The sequence below is a fragment of the Magnetococcales bacterium genome (genome assembly GCA_015228935.1).
Taxonomy (GTDB): domain Bacteria; phylum Pseudomonadota; class Magnetococcia; order Magnetococcales; family DC0425bin3; genus HA3dbin3.
Window position 1 is genome coordinate 1 of record JADGCO010000027.1, and the last position, 20,300, is coordinate 20,300.

Annotated in this window: 14 protein-coding genes; 5 read left to right on the plus strand and 9 right to left on the minus strand. The window is 56.2% G+C overall.

The window, feature by feature from the left end:
* The 6 genes from HQL65_08470 to HQL65_08495 form a co-directional block, all read right to left on the minus strand.
* The coding region (locus HQL65_08470) for a metallophosphoesterase (protein ID MBF0136261.1) at nt 1-1,458 on the minus strand (1,458 nt) is incomplete at its 3' end.
* Between the two features lie 97 nt (nt 1,459-1,555).
* Nucleotides 1,556-9,037 carry an amino acid adenylation domain-containing protein gene (locus HQL65_08475; GenBank protein ID MBF0136262.1) on the minus strand — a complete coding sequence of 2,494 codons (7,482 nt, stop codon included), beginning with the start codon at nt 9,035-9,037 and terminating at the stop codon, nt 1,556-1,558.
* 395 nt (nt 9,038-9,432) lie between these two features.
* Nucleotides 9,433-9,996, minus strand: coding sequence for a DUF1640 domain-containing protein (locus HQL65_08480; GenBank protein MBF0136263.1), 564 nt, complete (start codon nt 9,994-9,996; stop codon nt 9,433-9,435).
* 7 nt (nt 9,997-10,003) lie between these two features.
* Nucleotides 10,004-10,417, minus strand: a complete 414-nt coding sequence (locus tag HQL65_08485) for a hypothetical protein (GenBank protein MBF0136264.1) — start codon at nt 10,415-10,417, stop codon at nt 10,004-10,006.
* Between the two features lie 244 nt (nt 10,418-10,661).
* On the minus strand, nt 10,662-12,314 hold the full coding sequence (locus HQL65_08490; GenBank protein ID MBF0136265.1) for a hypothetical protein: 1,653 nt from the start codon (nt 12,312-12,314) through the stop codon (nt 10,662-10,664).
* Nucleotides 12,304-13,368: a TIGR04283 family arsenosugar biosynthesis glycosyltransferase gene (locus tag HQL65_08495; protein MBF0136266.1), complete on the minus strand. Its 1,065-nt coding sequence runs from the start codon at nt 13,366-13,368 to the stop codon at nt 12,304-12,306. Before HQL65_08495 ends, HQL65_08490 begins: the two co-directional genes overlap by 11 nt.
* 71 nt (nt 13,369-13,439) lie before the next feature.
* Here HQL65_08495 and HQL65_08500 point away from each other — a divergent pair, with 71 nt between their 5' ends.
* The 5 genes from HQL65_08500 (at nt 13,440) to HQL65_08520 (ending at nt 17,507) form a co-directional block, all read left to right on the plus strand.
* Nucleotides 13,440-13,847 carry a thioredoxin fold domain-containing protein gene (locus tag HQL65_08500; protein MBF0136267.1) on the plus strand — a complete coding sequence of 136 codons (408 nt, stop codon included), beginning with the start codon at nt 13,440-13,442 and terminating at the stop codon, nt 13,845-13,847.
* A gap of 21 nt (nt 13,848-13,868) precedes the next feature.
* Nucleotides 13,869-14,780 (plus strand): signal recognition particle-docking protein FtsY, encoded by a 912-nt coding sequence (gene ftsY / locus HQL65_08505; protein ID MBF0136268.1) that lies wholly within the window; start codon nt 13,869-13,871, stop codon nt 14,778-14,780.
* Between the two features lie 18 nt (nt 14,781-14,798).
* Nucleotides 14,799-16,808, plus strand: a complete 2,010-nt coding sequence (locus tag HQL65_08510; GenBank protein MBF0136269.1) for a lytic transglycosylase domain-containing protein — start codon at nt 14,799-14,801, stop codon at nt 16,806-16,808.
* Between the two features lie 90 nt (nt 16,809-16,898).
* Nucleotides 16,899-17,087, plus strand: a complete 189-nt coding sequence (locus tag HQL65_08515) for a type II toxin-antitoxin system HicA family toxin (protein MBF0136270.1) — start codon at nt 16,899-16,901, stop codon at nt 17,085-17,087.
* A gap of 12 nt (nt 17,088-17,099) precedes the next feature.
* Nucleotides 17,100-17,507 (plus strand): type II toxin-antitoxin system HicB family antitoxin, encoded by a 408-nt coding sequence (locus HQL65_08520; GenBank protein MBF0136271.1) that lies wholly within the window; start codon nt 17,100-17,102, stop codon nt 17,505-17,507.
* 46 nt (nt 17,508-17,553) lie between these two features.
* On the opposite strand, the gene HQL65_08525 is transcribed toward HQL65_08520, so the two are convergent.
* From HQL65_08525 to HQL65_08535, 3 genes are all read right to left on the minus strand, one after another.
* On the minus strand, nt 17,554-18,099 hold the full coding sequence (locus tag HQL65_08525) for a chemotaxis protein CheD (protein ID MBF0136272.1): 546 nt from the start codon (nt 18,097-18,099) through the stop codon (nt 17,554-17,556).
* Between the two features lie 56 nt (nt 18,100-18,155).
* Nucleotides 18,156-19,280 carry a chemotaxis response regulator protein-glutamate methylesterase gene (locus HQL65_08530; protein MBF0136273.1) on the minus strand — a complete coding sequence of 375 codons (1,125 nt, stop codon included), beginning with the start codon at nt 19,278-19,280 and terminating at the stop codon, nt 18,156-18,158.
* 434 nt (nt 19,281-19,714) lie between these two features.
* A complete protein-coding gene (locus HQL65_08535) occupies nt 19,715-20,248 on the minus strand; it encodes a chemotaxis protein CheW (protein ID MBF0136274.1) in 534 nt (177 codons plus the stop codon).
* Nucleotides 20,249-20,300: the final 52 nt, after the last annotated feature.

The window sequence follows — 20,300 nt, forward strand, 5'->3', positions numbered from 1 at the left end:
AATTTTGGGTTTTTGTGTGTTGTCCAACCCCAGATGGCGCTTGCGCCAGGAGGTACCATCAGGACAAGGTATCCCCAACAAATCCCGGGCCAGCATGGTGGCCACCAGCTTGAGAAACGTGGTCTTGCCGGAACCCGGTGCCCCCTCGATAAGCAGACGGGCGTGGTGAGGCAGGAGTTGTTGCAGGAGCAGGGATTCATGGCCCCGATCCATTGTTCCGCGTTCGTCACGGCTTTTCAGGGTGGTGTATAAATCTTCGATGGGATAGACGGGTTTGGCCTCTTTGCCGCGCCCTTTGCCGGTGCCAATGCCACTGATTTTAATGTGCTGGGTGCGGTCCAGGAGGGATTGCAGCCAGGGCGTCATATCAGCGTGTTCAATCCGGCCATCTCCGTCACAAACAGAGACCCCTTTTTCATGTTCTTTGGCGCGGGGATCCCAGGCAAAGGCCCAGTTGCCGCCGCCCCGTCTGGTCTGGAGATAAGGCCAGAGACGTACCTCCCCGGTCTGGTCCAGGCTGCCCCACATGAACCCCATGGAACGGCTTTCATGGGCTGTCTGGTATCCCTCCAACCCAAACAGGGAGGGTGCCATGATGGTGCAACGCCCTCGATCACCAAAATGTCGCCTGAACTCGGCATCCCCGGTATGCGCATGACCACACAGGCAAGCGTGAAAACGTCCCGAAGGATAAATTTTTTCATCATGGAGCTGTCGGGTGGCCCGCGAAAACCATGACACCGGATGGTGCATGAGCATCAGGGCGTTTTCTTTGATCCTTTCCAGGGGATTGCCTGACGCATGGTTCGCCAGGGCGTTTGGCAACTGTCCCGCAAGCAATTCCAGTTTCCCAAGGAAGTTTCCCTCTTTCTGGTAATGCATCCAGGCCGAGTTGAGACCCACCAGGGTGAGCGGAAATTTGCCGGGCAGGTCGAGTTGCAGGGAAAAGTCACCTGGAAAAGGGGAGGGGTGGTAGCCCTTGCCCAGACAGGGAGCAATCCTTCTGTCGAACCACTCCAAATAATTCTGGAAAAGGACATGCAATGGACTGGTGCCTGTTTCTTGCCACACCAATTGTTCCAGAATGGGTAATTGCAACGGCCATGCCTCCGTGCCCAAACTTTTTCCGAAAAGTTGCAGCAAAGGATTGTGATCGACCTGTCTCCTGTCCAAATCATGATTGCCCGGCACGGGAATGACGAGAGGTTTGGAATGTTTGCCGTTATCGGTCAACCATGTCAAAAGTTGGTCAAGAAAGCGATCAAATGAGTCATACTCGGCCTTGGCCCCTGACCAGGCAATATCCCCGGTGATCAAAAGCAGATCCGGCGCTCCCTGCCTGGCCACCATCTCCCGGAGAGTGTCGCCGAACTCCTGGTTGGTCTGCCACCAAAGCTCTTTTCCTGGACAACCCATGTGAATATCGGAAATATGCAACCAGCGCAGGGGTTTGGACATGAATGACATCTCCACCAAAAAAGCGGAAGGTTGGCACGAAAATAACCTTATACTGCATGGGTGATCGTAATAATCAGCCAAAAATGATCAAAGCATGTTAAAGGTGGGCCAGGCACCCGCGCAACTTTTCCGCCAGAATTTCGACATGCGGCTGTTGCATCATGGTGAGGTGGTCCCCCGGAATGACATGTAATTCCACCGGCTTGGCACTGTAGGGACTCCAACCCTGAAAAGGATCCAGGCGGATGGCGGGATCCATCTTTTCCGTTGTCAGATTATCTGGTTGCAAATCACGGGAACTGAACAAAACCATTCTGACTGGCAGATGCTCTTGCGGGGGGGTGTATCTGACCTGAAGGTTGGTCTTGTAGACACGAATGAAGCCTTGGAAATGGGCAATATTGGCATCGGCAGGCAGGATATCGTTCTTTTTCAACCGCTCGAACAGATGGCGCAGCGGTTCTTCCGGATTGAGGGTGGTCATCATGGCCCGGGTGATTTCCAATGGGGTACCGTACATGTGTTCGATGATCTCCGCCAATTGCGACAACCATTGGGCCTGACTCCAATCGAGACCAACCGGATGGTAATGGTGTGGTGCCGGAGAGTCGAGAATGGCGAGCAAGGCAACCGGCTCTCCCCGGGCATGAAGCTGGCGGACCATTTCATAGGCCACGGTGCCACCAAAAGAGTGCCCTCCCAGATAATAGGGGCCATGGGGTTGGACACCCTTGATGGTGGCGATGTAATGGGCGGCCAGATCCTCCACACGTTCATGAGGGGCTGTGGCACCATCCAGCCCGGGAGGTTGCAGGGCATAAAAAGGACGGTCCGCCGCCAGGCAACGTCCAAGTTGATGAAAATAAATGACGTATCCCCCGGCTCCGGCAACGCAGAAAAAGGGAGACTGGTTGCCCCGGCCCTGGATGGCGACCAAAGAAGACCAGGGATCCGTCGCGCTCTGCTTGCGGATGATCCGGGCGAGTTGTTCAATGGTGCTGCCTTGAAACAAGACAGACAGCGGCAGACTTTTCTTGAAATGTTGTTCGATCCGGGCCATCAACCGCACCGCGATCAGGGAGTGTCCGCCCAGATCGAAAAAGTTGTCCCGAATGCCAATCGGACGTATCTGCAAAACATCTTCCCAGATCTGGACCAGTTCGAGTTCCAGAATATCCCGGGAAGAGAGGGCGGCCTGGTCCGGGTTGATCCGCTGGCCGGGGCGCGGTTCGGGCAGGGCACGACGGTTGATCTTGCCGTTGGGGGTCAGGGGGAGGGCATCCAGAATGACAAAGTGGTTGGGAAGCATGTAATCTGGCAGACGTCCCTGGAGAAAACGGCGCAATTCAACAGGGTCGGGAACCTTTTGTCCGGCATGGGGAACAAGATAAGCCACCAGGGACCGCTCCTGGGTAGCGGTGTTTTCATGCACATGGGCCACCCCTTCCCGGATCGCCGGATGTTGAACCAGATGGCTTTCGATTTCGCCCAGTTCGATGCGGAAGCCGCGAATCTTGACCTGATTGTCCAGGCGGCGCACATAGTCGAGGGTGCCATCCGCCAGGTAACGGGCCAGGTCTCCGGTTTTGTAGATGCGCTCCCCAGGCCTGAATGGATCGGGAATGAATTTTTCCGCTGTCAGATCGGGTCGGTTGCGATACCCCCGTGCCACACCGGCACCACCGATGCAGAGTTCTCCGGCGACACCGATGGGAACCATGTCGAGGTGGGCATCCAGAATGTAAATCCGGGTGTTGGCAATGGGATGCCCGATGGGTTCCACCGCCCCGGACTGCCCGGACCGGGGCACCACCCGTTGCACCGTTGACCAGATGGTAGTCTCTGTTGGCCCATACATGTTCCAGAGCGTGCCGCACTTTTCCAGCAACGCAACGGCCATGTGACGGGGGAGGGGTTCGCCGCCACACAGGATGGTGAGGTTGGGCATCGGTTCCCAGTCCTGGTCGAGCAGCAGACGCCAGGTCGCCGGGGTGGCCTGCATCAGGGTGATCTGTTCCTGCCGCAAAGCCTGCAACAGAGAGGCACCACTTCGGACCATCTCCGTGTCGGCGATCACGACCCGCCCGCCGACCGTCAGGGGCAGAAACAGTTCCAGAATGGAAATGTCAAAGGAGATGGTGGTGACGGCCAGGAGAGAGTCCCGGGCCGAGAAGCCCGGGGTCTGTTGCATGCTCCACATGAAATTGACCACCGCCCCATGGGAAATCATCACCCCTTTGGGCCGACCCGTCGAACCCGAGGTGTAGATGACATAAGCCAGATGGCCGGCTTCTGTCTCGGAGCGTGGATTGTCGGTCTGTTCCCGGGCAAACCGGCTGGCATCGGTATCCAGGCAGAGGGTGCTGACGCCGGAAGCGGGTATGTGGCCCAAAAGATTGTTTTGGGTCAACAAAATTTTTACCCCCGCATCTTCCAGAATGTAGGCCAGACGGTCCACCGGATAGGCGGGATCCAGAGGCACGTAAGCCCCGCCTGCCTTGAGAATGGCCAACAGGCCAAGCAGCATGTCCAGGGACCGCTCCAGGCAGACGCCTACCAGGGTATCGGGTTTGACCCCCAGCGTCTGCAAATGGTGGGCCAGTTGATTGGCACGGCGATTCAATTCACCATAGGTCCAGGCCTGTCCGGCACACTGCACGGCTATGGCATCCGGGGATTTGGCGCATTGAATTTCCACCATCTGGTGCAGAGTCGGGAGATCGGGCCAGATCCGGGTGGTGTCGTTCCAGACCTCGCGCAGGGTGTGCCGTTCCGTTGCGGTCAACAAGGGCACCTGCTGGATGGGTTGTTGGGGCATGGCGATGCAACCCGCCAACAGGGTCTTGTAGTGGGTTCCCAGGCGTTCCACGGTTTCCCGGGCGAAAAGATCGCTGTTGTATTCCAGGGTTCCGAGCAGACCTTCGCTGGTTTCCTCGATCTGGAGCGTCAGGTCGAACTTGGAAATGACCAGCTCCTGGGGGAGGTTTTCCAGGATCAGGCCCGGCAGGGTCGGTTTGCCCTCGCTCTTGTTCTGAAAAATGAACATGACCTGGAACAGGGGGGAGTGGCTCAGGTTGCGCTCCACCTTCAGCTCGTCCACCAGTTTTTCAAAGGGGAGATCCTGATGGGTATAGGCGGCCAGGGCCGTTTGCCGGGTTTGTTGGAGAAGCTCTTCCACCGTGGGGTTGGCAGAGAGATCCAGCCGCAACACCAGGGTATTGACAAAAAAGCCGATCAACCCCTCCACCTCCCGCACCGTGCGGTTGGCGGTGGGAAAGCCGATCACCAGATCGGTTTGCTGGCTGTAGCGCGACAACAATGCCCCGAAAGCCCCAAACAGGGTCATGAACAGCGATGCCCCCACCCCTTGACCCAATTCCTGAATCTGGGTGGTTTCCTCCCGGGTGAGGGTAAATCGGACCAGATTGCCCTGGAATCGTTGCATGGCCGGACGGGGATAATCGGTGGGCAGTTCCAGCAGGGCCGGGGCACCGGCCAGTTGTCTGGTCCAGTAGGTCAACTGTTCGGTCAGGACATCCCCGCTCAGCCAGGTTCTTTGCCAGGCTGCAAAATCGACATACTGGATGGGCAGGGGGGGGAGAGGCGAGGTTTCCCCCTGGGCCAGGGCCGCATAGAGCTGACCGCACTCCTGCAACAACACCCCGATGGACCAGCCATCCGAAATGATGTGGTGCATGTTGATCAGCATGACATGGCTGTCGGCACGCAGCAGGATCAGGGTGGCACGAAACAGGGGGCCTGTTGCGATGTTGAAGGGGTGTTCCGCATCGGCGGCAGCGACTTTTTGCACCTGGAGGGTTTGCGCGGAGGTATCCAGATGTTGCAGATCGACCTGCTGCATGACGAACGGATCCTGGACCATGCGCACCATGGCCACGCCATCCACGGTCGGATAGCAACTGCGCAGGATTTCGTGGCGCTCAACGATGATTTGCAGACTTTGGTGCAATGCCTGCCGGTTCAACTGGCCGTGCAGATGCCAGGCCACGGGCATGGAGTAGGTGGGGCTGGCCCCTTCCAACTGGTCGAGAAACCACAACCGTTGCTGGGCGAAGGAGAGGGGCAGAACTCCCTGGCGTGCAATGACCTGGATTGGGGCAAGGTAGCATTCTCCCATACTCCGCACCCCGACAACCGTCTGGCCGCCTTTGGTCAAAAATTCATCGGCGGAGAGTTGTTGCAAATGATCCATGAACAGGGCGATGGTCGGGGCCTCGAACAGGGCCACGACATCGATGGGCACATGCAGGAAAGCCTGCAACTTGTTGACGAAAATCACCCCCTTGATGGAATCGCCACCCAGCTCGAAAAAATTGTCATGGATGCCGATCTGGTGGATCTGCAATATTTCCTGCCACAATTGGACCAGATGTTGTTCGATGGATGTTCGGGGGGGAACATAGGCTGTTTCCAGGTCGCGGCGGTTGACATCCGGCTTGGGGAGTGCCTGGCGATTGACCTTGCCGCTTTCGGTCAATGGCATGCGTTCCAGAGGAATGAAAACAGCCGGTATCATGTGTTCCGCCAGTTTTTCCTTGAGATACTGGCGCAAGGCAGGGATGGAGATTGTGTGTCCCGGGGTGGGGACCAGGTAGGCCACGAGGCGTGCCGCCTGTTCGGGTCCGTCATCCTGTCTGGCCATGACCACGGCTTCGGCCACGGTGGCATGTTGCACGAGGAGTGCCTCGATTTCGCCCAACTCGATCCGGAAGCCGCGTATCTTGACCTGAAAGTCGAGTCGTCCCAGATATTCGATGGGACCGTCCGGGCGATAACGCACCAGATCGCCGGTTTTGTAGAGTCTGGCTTGCGGATCCGGGCTGAAGGGATCGGGAATGAATTTTTCCCGGGTCAGTTCCGGTCGATTCAAATATCCGTCCGCCAGTTGGACGCCGGCAATGTGCAACTCTCCGGGCACGCCAACCGGCAGCAGTTGCAGATTGGGATCCAGGATGTAAATCCGGGTATTGGCGATTGGCCGGCCAATGGGCACCTGTGTCAGGGGATGCTGGCGTCGGCAGGGCCAGTGGGTGACATCGATGGCTGCTTCTGTCGGGCCATACAGGTTGTGCAGTTCCACCGTGGCCGGAAGACGGGCAAACAGCATCTCCTGCAATTCATAACGCAAGGCTTCGCCGCCACTGATCACCCGCCGGATGGAGTGGCATGCATCCACGCCCTTTTCCTGCACGAACAACTGCATCATGGAGGGGACAAATTGCAGGGTGGTGATCTGTTGTTCCTGGATGAAACGCACCAGATAGGCGCTCTCCTTGTGACCGCCTGGTTTGGCCAGCACGGTTTGTGCCCCCACCATCAGGGGCCAGAAAAATTCCCATACCGACACGTCGAAACAAACCGTGGTTTTTTGCAGCACGCGATCCGTGGCATCCAGGGGAAAGGCGCTTTGCATCCACATGATCCGGTTGCAGATGGCCCGGTGCGAAATGATCACGCCCTTGGGACGGCCCGTGGACCCCGAGGTATACATGACGTAGGCCGGGTGGGCCGGTGTGGCCAGAATGACCGGGTTGTGGGTTGGCCACTCCCGGGTCGGGTTGGCAATTTCCTGATCCAGACAGATGACCTGAGCCAGCGTGTTGAACTGCCCGACCAGGGTCGATAAATGGGTCTGGGTCAGCAGGACCGGTGCCTGGGCATCGGTCATCATGAAGGCCAGACGTTCCGATGGATAGTCGGGATCCAGGGGTACGTAGGCCCCGCCTGCCTTGAGGATGGCGACCAGGCCGACCACCATTTCCAGGGACCGTTCCAGGCAGAGACCTACCAAGGATCCAACCCCGATACCCAGACTTTGCAGGTGATGCGCCAACCGGTTGGCCTGGATGTTCAGTTCCCGGTAGCTCAGATGCCGGCCCTCGCAAAACACGGCCCGTGCCTCCGGCGTTTTTTCCACCTGGTCTTCGATCCAGGCATGCAGGCACCGATGCAGGGGAAAATCGGTGGCCGTATGGTTCCATTGCTGGAGCTGCGTCTGTTCTTCCGGTGTCAACAAAGGCACTGTTGCCACGGGTTGCCGGGGTTGATCGAGCAGGCCGGTGAGCAGGGTCCGAAAATGTCCGGCCATGCGCTGGATGGTGGCCTGGCTGAACAGGTCGGTGTTGTAGCGAAACCTGGCTTCGAGACCCTGGGGGGTCTCTTCCATGTCCAGCACCAGATCCACCACGGCGGTCATGTCTTCGGTGGGGAGGGGTGTCAGGGTCAATCCTTCCAGTTTGATCTCCTGCAAGGGGGCATTTTGCAGGACGAACATCACCTGGAAGAGGGGGGTGACATTCAGGCTGCGCTCGACCTTCAGCTCGTCCAGGAGTTTTTCAAACGGTAAATCCTTGTGTTCATAGGCCGCCAGCGCCATCTCCTTGATCCGCTTCAACAGATCAATATATCCCGGATTGCCGTGCAGCCGGACACGCAAGATCAGCGTGTTCAAAAACAGGCCGATCAGGGCTTCGGTCTGGCTGTGCGGTCGATTGGCGATGGGCGAGCCGATGACGACATCTTCCTGCCGGGTGTAGCGATACAACAAGGTCGCAAAGGCCCCCAGCAAGGCCATGAACAGGGTCACCTTGGCCTCGACACAAAATTTTTCGAGTCGTTTGGCAAATTCGGGTGAAAAACAGATCTGCTCCGTGCTGCCATGATAGCGTTGGATGCGTGGACGGGGAAAATCCAGGGGCAGTTCCAGCATGGTGGGCACCTGGGCCAACTGCTCGCGCCAATATTTTTTTCTGGTTTCCAGAAATTCGCCTTGCAGCCTTTGCCGCTCCCAATGTGCAAAGTCGGCATACTGGATGGGCAGAGTGGGAAGCTGAGCCGGTTGGCCGGTATCAAAGGCATGATAAAATACCGACAACTCCTGAATGAACAGATTGATCGACCAGCCGTCGGAAATAATGTGATGCATCGTCAAAATGAAAATATTTTCAAATTCATGAATATTGAGCATGACCACCCGGAACAGCAGATTGCCGGAGGCCAGATTGAATGGGGTCTCCGCCTGTTCGCGGGTGATGCGGGCAATATGCGCTTTTTGTGCATCCGGGGTCAGATGGTGCAGATCGATTTGGGTCAGGGTCAGTCTGGCCTGATGCCTGGTCAACTGGACTGGCTGGTCACCCTCGATCCGGAAGGCACTGTGCAACACTTCGTGACGCTGGATAATGGCATTCAAGGCCTGTTCGAGGGCCGTCATGTTCAAGGTGCCGCGGACCCGGATGACGGAAGGTGGGACATTGTAGGTGGCTGATTTGCCGTGTTCCAATTGATCGAGGAACCACAAACGCTGTTGGGCAAACGAGAGGGGCAGTCCCTGCGTGCGCGGCATGACCGGAATGGGTGTCTCGAAATTTCCGGTTTGCCAGGCGCTCTCCTGTTGTTCCAGCCATGAAATAATCTCTGTTTTGCGTGCGGTGAGCTGTTCCAGAAGGTCGGGCGTCATCACGCCTTTGGGGGATCCGTAACGCAGACGCCCCTGATCGATGGTGAATGTGATGCCCATATTCCTGAGTCGGGAAATAAAATTTTCCATATTTTCCATGATGTTACCTTGTCGATCCGTGTTGGTTCAGCAGGAATCGCGATGGGCTTGAGGCCTTTAACGTCTGGAAATTCATGAATTGTCGGGAGTTCGCTGGTCCTGGTCTGCCCAGACATGCGTATTCCAGGCACATGGAGGAAGTTTGCCACATCCCGCACCCTGGCAAAAGTCGTTTTGGCCTGATCTGTGCTGAAGATCAGATGCAAAATCCTTTGGTACAATATGGATATTGGGGGCGCGGACGACTTTCTGAAGTGTAACGAATTGTTTTCGCAAGCTGCTTTCAAAAATCTTTGCGTGTCATATGCTTGACAAAGAAACCACATATTTCCAGTGTGTTGCGCGGAATTTCTGGCTGGCTGGGGCGAAAAAGCCCCGGGATCTGTATTGAATCATCACCACCATCCGAACCCCTTGGCCATCATGCCGACCAGGGTTCCAGAGAGGCTGATCAAAAAGGCAAACATCAGCCACATGGTACGGCGCACATCGCGGAATTCGGTTCGCAAGTCACGGAACTCGGCCTGGGAATCCGTGAATCTTGAGTTTATTTCTCTTCTGAATTCAATAAATTGAGTGTTCATCTCCGCTCGGAGGGCGTTGGATTCTTCCTTGATTTCCTTGCGGAGAGCGTTGGATTCCTCCTTCATTTCCTTGCGTAGGGAGGTGAATTCTGCATCGATTCCCTTGAATTCTGCATCGATTCCCTTGAATTCCGCTTTGATTTCCTTGAACTCGGCGCTGACTTCCTTCCGAAAATCCCGGAATTCGGCCTTCAAGTCCGTCAAATCCGACTGGATGTGTTCGACATTGGCTTCAAGTCTGGCTACACGTGCTTCCATACCGCCGTCTCCTCCTCCAGCACCGCCATGGGGAGCTTGTTTGGGGGGAATCTCGATGTTTTCTGGATGTGCATGCAAGGCGTTGGGCACTCTGGCGATGTTGCTTTTTCTAGTCATTGTCATTCTACCACCATCCGAACCCTTTGGCCATCATACCGACCAGGGTGCCGGAAAGGCTGATCAAAAAGGCAAACATCAGCCACATGGTACGGCGCACATCGCGGAATTCGGTTCGCAAGTCACGGAACTCGGCCTGGGAATCCGTGAATCTTGAGTTGATTTCTCTTCTGAATTCAAGCAATTCCCCTCGGAGTGCGTTGGATTCCTCCTTCATTTCCTTGCGGAGAGTGTTGGATTCCTCCTTCATTTCCTTGCGCAGGGAGGTGAATTCTGCGTCGATTCCCTTGAATTCCGCTTTGATTTCCTTGAACTCGGCGCTGACTTCCTTCCGAAAATCCCGGAATTCGGCCTTCAAGTCCGTCAAATCCGATTGGATGTGTTCGACGTTGGCCTCGAGTCTGGCTACACGTGCTTCCATACCGTCATTTCCTCCTCCTCCAGCACCGCCATGGGGAGCTTTTCTGGGGGGAACCTCAATGTTTTCTGGATGTGCATGATAGGCGTCAGTCACTCTGGCAATGTTGCTTTTTCTGGTCATGGTCATTTACTTGGGAGACAATTGGCGCGTGGGTTCATTCCTGGCAAGGTCATTGATGTAACAAGCCGACTATCACCCGGCCAGACTACCAGAATTACTTATAAAATACCAAAAAAATTCATTTTCAAGCCATTTCCAGCAATCTTCTGGTCAGGTGCAGGCGGACCTGGCTGGAGCGGGTCAGGCGATGGAAGAAGTGGTGGGGGCCGGTGGTATGTTCCAGGAGTTTGGGGAGATCGTCGCAAACTTCAGCATAGAGGGTGGGCAGCCGGGAATCGAATTTTTCCAAGGCCCGACGCAGAGGATCCTTGTGATGCCGCGCCAGAATGGTGGGCAGGGTGTCGTGATGCAGATTTCCCAATGTGTAGTGCATGGCGGCAAACAGGGTGACGGGTCCATGATCATGCAACATCAGGTCGGTATCGAAGCGTTCTTCTGCGGGGGGACCTTCGGTAAGAATGTGTTGCAGGTAGGCCCTTTCGTTGAGAAATTCGCTCGGGTCCAGGCGCTCGGCGCGTCCATAGGCATCGATGGTTGAACTCGTGAATTGAATGAGACGTTGCGGATGGTCGGCGAGAGTCAACAGCACATCGCGAATGACGGAGGCTTTGCGGCCAGGGTCCACCGGGTCGGCTTTCAGGCGGGGGGAAGGGGAACAGGCCCGGACTTCAAGCCGATGCCCATGCCGGGCCAATTCCCGGGCCAGGCGGGCGAAGACGCCACGGCGGAACAGGTCATTGGCAAAATTGCGGCGATTTTGTTTGTGCAGGAGCGTCAACTGGATCTCGGGAAAGTCCAGGGAGGCAACCAGAAGGTGCGCAATACAGGCCATGGGGATGCGCTCGGCCAGGTTGCCATGCCGGTCTGCATGAATTTCCTGATGAAATTCATCAAAACTGATCTGAACCATCACCTGGGCGGGAGCGGCATTTCGTGACCGGTCGGTCAGGGCCTGGCGTATCTGCAAAAAAAATTCCGTTGCCGCAGGCTGTGTTTCGGCAAAATCACCGTTGGTGATCAGGGCAAAGGTGGTGATGCGGTCCATGCTGCGGATGGCGGCAAGCAGCGACTCCATGTGTCTGGCCAGGTCGCCACCCGTAAACAGAATGCGCTCGGTCAGGGTGTTGGCCAGGGCGAAGAGAGATCCGGGTGCCATGACTTTGGATTGAACGGGGGGACGCCAGACAAACATGCAGTGCCGACAGTTGTGCCGACAAGACAAACCCGGTACCAGCCCGGCCTTGGCAAAACGGTGGTTCCCGGGAGCCGGATCCGGCAGGTGATCGAGCAGCGCCAGGCGTTCGCGATCGATGGGGTTGTCGGGGTCGCCGAACTCAACCTTTTGCTCGGCCTGGATGCGGCGATAGGTGGCCTGACGGGACTCACGGAATGGATCCATGCTGGCCCACCGGTCCACAATCCGTTGGGCCAGATCCTCCCTGTCCGGCAGGCCATCCGGCCACCAGTGCGACAAAAAACGGTCCACAAAACCGGGAATGGTGGTGTGTTCGGCATGCCGCAATAAATCGACCAGCCAGAGATGATCGCGATTGCGGGAGATGCTCAAAACGTCCGGGTGATAGCGCGGGTGGACATGCTCCAGCAACCAGCCCCGGGCAAACAATGCCCCGGCAACGCCCTGCGCCGGACCAGGAAAGGCATCCGGCGGCCAGATGTATGCCGGCAGACGATTGACCCGGGCCATGGCTTCCTTGAATGCCAGGCGTTTTTGCTCCAGATAATCGACATGCAGCGGGTTGACGGTGTCAGGAGACATGGAAATATTCTTCCCGAAGGGTGTACCAGATGCGGGCCGACTGCAACCAAAGCCAGACCAGACCCATGGCCAACAGATCGAAGAGAGGAAAACGGGTGCAAGGTTTCCAGAACCGATCATGAAAAGCAAGGCAGGGGCAGGCAGCTTTTTGGGCCATGGGAGCCGGCAAAGCGAGGAGCAGGTCCAGCATGAAAAAAATCTGCCAGGTCTCCTGTCGGGCATAACGACCGATGGCACGCCAGCGTTGCCATGCGACCTGGATGCCGTCCATCCGGTTGAGATGCACCAGCAGCCGGAAAAACGGAGCCAATTGCAGAGGGCGGGTATGATCCTGCTGCCGATAGAGATCCGGTGCCTGTTGCAGAAATGCCTGCCAGCCGGTGTGATGACAGGTCATGATCAGGGCATTCAACAGGGTGCGGCGGCCATATCCTTCCCGTTGAAAACGCCGCGCCGATGTGTTCAGGATGCCGGGCAAGGTGATCCAAACGCCGGCCTGGTGAATGCGGGCCGCCAGGTCCTGATCTTCCATGAAAGCCAATTGCGGGTTGAAGCCGCCCAATTCCTGATAAAAACGCCGACCCAATAAAAATCCCTGATCACCATTGATACACCCTTTCCGGTTCAGGGCACTTTTGGCAGCATGGAAACGCAAGGGGCGGGCCAGAGCGGGTGCCGCATCCTGAAAATGAAGCGAAAAATGGCCTGCAACCCGATCATGTCCGCAATGTTGGCGCATCTGCGCCAATGCTGTCACGGCCAGTGCCAATTGGTTGATGGCGGTCAAGGTCGAATCCGCATGCAAAAACAGCAACTCCCTGCCTGTGGCCACCATGCCACCGGCATGCAGTTGCGCACCCCGACCCCGTGGGGCCGAGATCCAACGGGCATTTTGCATCTGGTGTGTCATTCGGGTATTGTCTTGTGAACCGCCATCGGCCACGATCACCTCCAGGGTGATGTGTTGTTGCCTGCCCAGTTGCAGCAGCAAGCCTGGCAGGGTGTTGGCCTCATTCAAGGTGGGAATGATCACCGACAGCGTGGGTTCGGTCATGTTGGTATTCGATCAACTATGGCATGAAAATTGCTAGATACCAGGTCCGATTGCCAGAGAAAGGAACTCCGGTGCAAAAAATCGTCACAGTGACAGGGAAGCTTTTCATTTTGTTATTGGCCCTGCTCACGGCGCGGGACATACCGGCCCTGGAAACGGAAATTATTGGTCGAGTTGTGGTTTTTGTCAACGACGGGTGCCCTTATTGCCGGACCTTCGAGCAGGAAGTTGGGCAGGCGTACCCGAAAACAGCTCTTGGCCAGAGATTTCCCATGGTCAAGGTGGATACCTTCGATCCACCCAAAGAGTATGCCACCCTGGCCAAGGAGGTCTGCTTTACGCCAACCATCCTGGTATTGGATCGTCAGGGGGTGGAGCAGGCCCGTTTTCGGGGTTATCGGGGCAATGAGTTTTTCTGGGCAGATATGGAAGCCGTGGCACAAAAAATGGGGTTTGTGACTAAAACGCAAAAGCCTTGACAGGGATGGTCGGGAGAAAAGATGGCGTTACTGGATCGTTTGCGGTCGGGATTGAACCGGACCCGTGAAGGGTTTGTCAAAAAGTTGGACGTGTTGCTGGCCAGGGGCCAGGTCAATGCCGAACTCCTGGAGGATTTGGAGGAGTTGCTCATTACGGCTGATTTTGGCGTGGAGACCACCACCCGCATTCTGGAAGAGTCACGTAGCAGGTTAAAGGAAAAGAAACAAAGCGATGGGGCCTCTTTGCGGCTGGTGATGCAGGAGGTGATCCGGGAACGTCTGGAGCAGTACCAGACTCCCCTCGATCTGACCCGGGCCAAGCCACACGTCATCCTGGTGGTCGGGGTCAATGGGGTTGGCAAGACCACGACGATTGGCAAACTGGCGGCCCAGTTTACCCATGCCGGCCAGCGGGTCATGCTGGCGGCGGGGGATACGTTCCGGGCGGCGGCGGTCGATCAGTTGCGCATCTGGGGCGAGCGGGCCGGGGTTCCGGTGATCGCCCAGGGTCAGAATGCCGACAGTGCTTCGGTCATCTTCGATGCCCATGCGGCTGCCGTGGCCCGAGGCATCGACCTGCTGCTCGCCGATACCGCTGGACGCCTCCACACCAAGGCCAATCTCATGGAAGAGTTGAAAAAGGTCAAACGGATTCTGGGACGCAAGGATGCCGCCGCCCCCCACGATGTCTGGCTGGTCATGGATGCGACCACCGGCCAGAATGCCATCAGCCAGGTGGCTCTGTTTCATGAGGCCCTCGGTCTGACCGGTCTGGTGATCACCAAACTGGATGGGACGGCCCGGGGTGGGGTCGTGGTCGGTATTGCGGAAAAATTCAGGCTGCCCATTCGCTTTGTCGGTGTCGGCGAGGGGATCGATGACCTCAAACCCTTCTCTGCCAACGACTTTGTCAACGCCCTGTTTGGCACATGAAAGACGGTGGATCCCGATATGCTTACCTCCAGGTTGTTGACACGTTTGGTATCGTTTCCGGTTTTGATTCTTGTCGTGCTGGTGAGTGGCCTGTTCCCTGTCCAGGTCATGCAGGCCGATGACAATACCGCGCTGGACGATTTTCGGCGGCTGTTTGCCTATCTTGATATGGACAATCCGCTGCCACCCGAGGTGTTTGACCGGTCGCGCTGGCCAAACAACGATCTTCTGACTTCCTATCTGGAACTGGAACTTCTGCAACATCCCAGGGTCGCACGTCCCTTGACCGTCGATTTGCGCAGTTTTGTGCGGCGCTGGCCGGACCACCCGCATGGGGGCAAAATCCAGCGTATGCTCGATGAGCGGATCGCGGATGAGGGAACCGATGCCGAGGTCCTGGCATGGTTTGATCGCCGACCCCTACCGGCAGTCGCCTCTCAGCAAAAACGCTATCTGGAGGTTCTTCTGGCCAATCAGCGGCAGGAGGATGCCTGGCGCATCTGGCGGGACTATTATCGCAATGGGTATGACATTTCCGACGCCCTGGATCTGGCCACCCAGGTCATCTCCCGGCAATTGACTGCCGAGGATCATGAAACCAGGGCCAGAACCGTGATCCAAAAAGGCAAGGCCAATGCCCTTCCTGGTGTCTTGCGCCAGATTCGCAACCTGGATCTGCGGAACTATTTCTTGACATTGGCCGTGGCCAGGAGTGACAGCAGACAATTCGAGACCATGGTGGCCAAACTTCCCCAACAGATGGCGCAAAGTTCGGAGCTGTGGTTTGAACGAGTGGAATATTATCGTCGCCAGGGTGCTTATTCTCAGGCCGCAGCTCTGTTGCAAGGTCCAAAGGGAAAACTGCTCAATCCCGAAGACAGCCAACGCGCCCGCTATCGTCTGGCCAAGGACATGGTCTATCCAGGCAAGGATTACAAAAATGCCTGGCTGGTCCTGCAACCCAGCAGCAAACTCAAAAACCCCAAAATGTCCGACACCTTCTGGTTGGCCGGCTGGTGTGCCTACAAATTGGGTAACAGGCCAGCCGCCCTGGAAATGTTCAAACGTCTGGCCGAGGAGGGGGATGACCTGCGCATGCGCAGCCAGGGGGGCATCTGGGCTGCCGTGTTGATTGGCATTGCCAAGCCTGAAGCGACCCCATGGCTGGAGATAGCCGGTCGTTATCCGGAATCTTTTTATGGTTTCCTGGGCGCGGAAATGACCCATCCCGACTCGATCCTGCCCCGGGAGCCTGCCGAGCAACCCTGTGGTCCCCTTCTGGAACGGCAGGATCTGCAAACCGGCCTGAATCGCATGACAATCCTGAAAACCATTGGTCGCAGTTTTCACAATGGTCTGGAAGTACAGGCTCTGGCTGAAAAATTTGGCCTGAATCCCAGCGAACAGATCTGTCTGGCCACAGCCTATGGAGATCCCAATCATGCCATTCAGGTGGCCTCGCCTCTGTATTATAAACAGGGCATCCGCCTTTGGAACGGACTCTATCCCCTGCCGTCCTGGAAGCCTGATACGGGCTGGATTCTTGATCCGGCCCTGGTTTGGGGAACGAGCCGCCAGGAGAGCCTTTTTTCTCCTGCCGTCGTTTCTCGCAGTGGTGCTTTGGGTCTTTTGCAACTGATGCCAGCCACGGCTCGGGAAGAGGCCCAATTGCTCAAGATGGAAGCCTCCACGCCGCATCGGTTGCGGCAGCCTGGCTACAATCTCTCTTTGGGGCAATCCTACCTTTTTCGCATGTTGAAACGGTTCGATGGTGATCTGGTCCTGGCCTTGATCTCCTACAATGCTGGACCATCCCGGGCGCAAAACTGGCGACCCGAACGCACGCTCAAGGATGCCCTGAATTTTATCGAGGATATTCCAATCCATGAAACCCGGGATTATGTCAAGAAGGTGACGCATGGTTATGCCGTCTATCACCATCTCATGTATGGAAAGGGTTCCGTCCTGAAAGTCATCTCCCCGGGAAAGCCGGGTGTGCAATACTTGGCCGCGCCAGCGACACCCTGAAAGAATTGGGAAATGATTGACCATCCCAGTTTTTTTGTGTATTCTTGGTATAAAAGTCGGATCCGATGAGGAATGCTGATGGGCAAAAGCATGAGCAGCCGGGAGGTGATCGCGATTTTAATAAAAGCTGGATGGCAGTTGGATTCTATCCGTGGTGATCATCATCATTTCAAGCATTCATCTTTGACTGGGAAAGTGACGGTTCCCCATCCTCGAAAAGATGTTCCTCTGGTTATCCTCAAACTCATTGAGAAACAGGCGGGTATGGCGATCAGGTAGGATAAATTAAAAATGGAAACAAGACATTATGCAGCAATCATGTATCGCGGGTCGGAAGGAATCTGGGTCGGCTTTCCGGATATTCCCGGATGTGTCAGTTTTGGCCGATCCGTTCAGGAAGCGGCCATGCAGGCTGAGGAAGCATTATCTGGTCATGTGGCTCTGATGGTACGGGACAATGACCCCCTGCCTGATCAGACTCCTCTGGACCGGTTGGACGAAGTGGCTCCTGATCCGGGAGATTCCGCAGAGGTAGGGCGTTTCCTGGTCAAAGTCGAGATTCCTGCCAGATGGATTCAACTCAATCTTTCCATGGCCGAAAGCTTGGTGATGCGGGTAGACCACGCTGCCAAGGATTTGGGGATGAGCCGCTCCGGTTATCTTGCCGAGGCTGCGCGTCGGATGCTGGAAGCGGGGTAAAGGGAGAGGGGGACGCAAAGGGTCGGCAGCGTGTACGCGGTGTCTTTCAAGACAGATGAATATTATTCAGACGGCGAAGGAGAACTTCGCCGGTGTGGGTGTAGAAAAAAATGCGGCGTCCCAGGGTGCCGCCCACGTTGATGGCAGTCAGAAAGAGTCCGGCAGCGCGAATTTCGTTTTCTGCCATGCGAATATTTTGGCGACCAACCGTATTTTCCGGGTCGTGGGTGGGATACATGTCGGCACCCCCAAACAGTTTGGCAGAGAGTTCCCGGCGGGAAATACCGCGCTGGTCGTAGTATTCCAGCATGTGCCGGATGGCACAGTCCACGAAACGAAAACACTCTTTCTGGCGTTGACGCCGGATGTGGTGGGCGATTGGGGTCGTACCACCGGGTTGCACGCCATGACAGATGGCCCCGGTTCTGGTCTTGGGATGGAACAGGGTCAAGGCCACACAAGAGCCTAGAATTGTGTCCACGACGACCGGTGACTCACTGATATACAATTGCCCCGGTGCCAGCGTGAAGGCATGCGGCATGATTGTGTCGTCATGGGACCGGAAACTCTTGCCTGTGTAGCGCGGACGCATGGTGAGGCCGGGGTCGGGTCGGCAGAAAAGGAGAAAAGGCAGGTTCGGCTGGTTGTTCAACGCCCGCAATGGCGCAGGACTTCCTGGGCAATCTGATGCAACGGCTTGACGACATCGACGCCTTTGTGTTTGATGGCTTCCTTGGGCATGCCGAAGACGACGCAGGAATTTTCATCCTGAGCGATGTTGTAGGCACCGGCATCTTTCATTTCTTTCATGCCGCGGGCACCGTCGTCGCCCATGCCGGTCATGATGACGCCGACGGCATTTTTTCCGGCATAACGTGCCGTTGAGCGAAACAGCACATCCACCGAGGGGCGGTGGCGGCTGACCAGAGGGCCATCCCGGACTTCGACAAAATAGCGGGCACCACTCCGTTTCAGCATCATGTGTTTGCTGCCCGGGGCGATCAACACCCGGCCCCGGACAACGGTGTCATTGTCTTCGGCCTCTTTGACGGTCATCTGGCAGAGGGAGTTGAGACGATTGGAAAAGGCCTTGGTAAAATTTTCCGGCATGTGCTGGACGATGACGATGCCAGGCGAATCGCCGGGCATCTCTTCAAGGAATTCCCGCAGGGCCTCGGTTCCTCCCGTGGAGGCTCCCACGGCGACCACTTTTTCCGTGGTTTGGATCATGGCGCGGTTGGCGGATGGGGGTGGCATCATGGCATCTGCGGTCAATTTGGGTGCCACTTTTCCGGCCTGGGCCAGGCTGGCGGCGCGTGCGGCACGCGAGACGGGGGCGTTCGAGTTGGGAGATGGCAGGCGGTTCAGCCGGCACATGGCCGCAGCCTTGACCGTATCGCAAATGGAGATGCAGGCTTCTTCCAGAAACTGCTTGGTGCCCATTTTGGGTTTGGTGATGATATCGACAGCACCATATTCCAGGGCTTTCAGGGCGGTTTCGGAGCCTTCCACGGTCAGGGTGCTGCACATCACGACCCGTATGGGATGTTGTGTCATGATTTTCCGCAGAAAGGTCAGGCCATCCATGCGGGGCATTTCCACGTCGAGGGTGATGACATCCGGCACCAGCGTTTTGATGCGTTCGGCGGCCACGAAAGGGTCCGGGGCATGCCCGATGACCTCAATCATGGGATCGGATGAGAGTACCTTGTCCATGGTTTGACGGACCACAGCCGAATCGTCCACGATAAGGACACGGATTTTTTTATTCATCTCCCACCAGCTCCCAATTGAATCCAGACTCGTTGACCCATGGCGATAAAAACCCATGCAAAGGCTCTGCTTTTCCAATATCTCGATTTGTCAGCGGTGTCAACACGGGCAGGGGCATTCGACGGGCCATTTTGTGAGGAGCATTGAAATCTGTCAGACATCCTCTCCTTGATCTTCGGCTGAGAGGCTGTCTAATAACATGCTAATTTCAAAAAACGAATGAAAAACTGGGATGGAGGTCCAGGAGGAAGGGCTGCGCCCTTCCTCCTGGCGGGGTTTGGGGCAGCGCCCCAATAAAATTTTTCTTCCCAAATTTTTTCACAAAAACTGCATATCTCAAAGTGGACGCGGTTTAACAGACAGCCTCTGAGATCGGGAGTCCAGAAAAACCAGGTATGGATCCAGAGGAAAACAGGAACATCTTCAATGGACCCTCAATGGACGGCCTGTTGCATGGACGACAACTCTTCATTGGAGAAGATACGATTGATGTCGAGAATCATGATGAATTGATCGTTATGCTTACCCATTCCTTTGAGGAAATCACTGCGCAGTTTGGTACCGATCTTGGGCGGGGGTTCAATTTTGTTATGTTCGAGTTCCATGACTTCCTTGACGGAGTCGGCCAGGGCACCAATTTCGGAGACTTCATCATCCTGGACGATTTCGACGATGATGATACAGGTATTGACGGTTCTTTCCGATTGTTCCATGCTGAATTTGAGGCGCATGTCCACCACGGGAACGACACTTCCCCGCAGGTTGATGATACCGCACATGAATTCCGGAGTACGCGGGACCTTGGTAATGTTGGTGTATTCCAGGACCTCGCGCACCTTGGCGATATCCACGGCAAAGATTTCGCTGTCGAGCATGAAGGTCAGGTATTGGGTCGTTGCCGACGAGGAGGAATCCTGGAGTGAATCCGACCCACTCTCGACCGATGCCTTAACCGTTTCCTCTCTCATATGACCTCTCCTGTTTTGATAAACCTTTTTCTGGCAGAATTGATTTATGCTG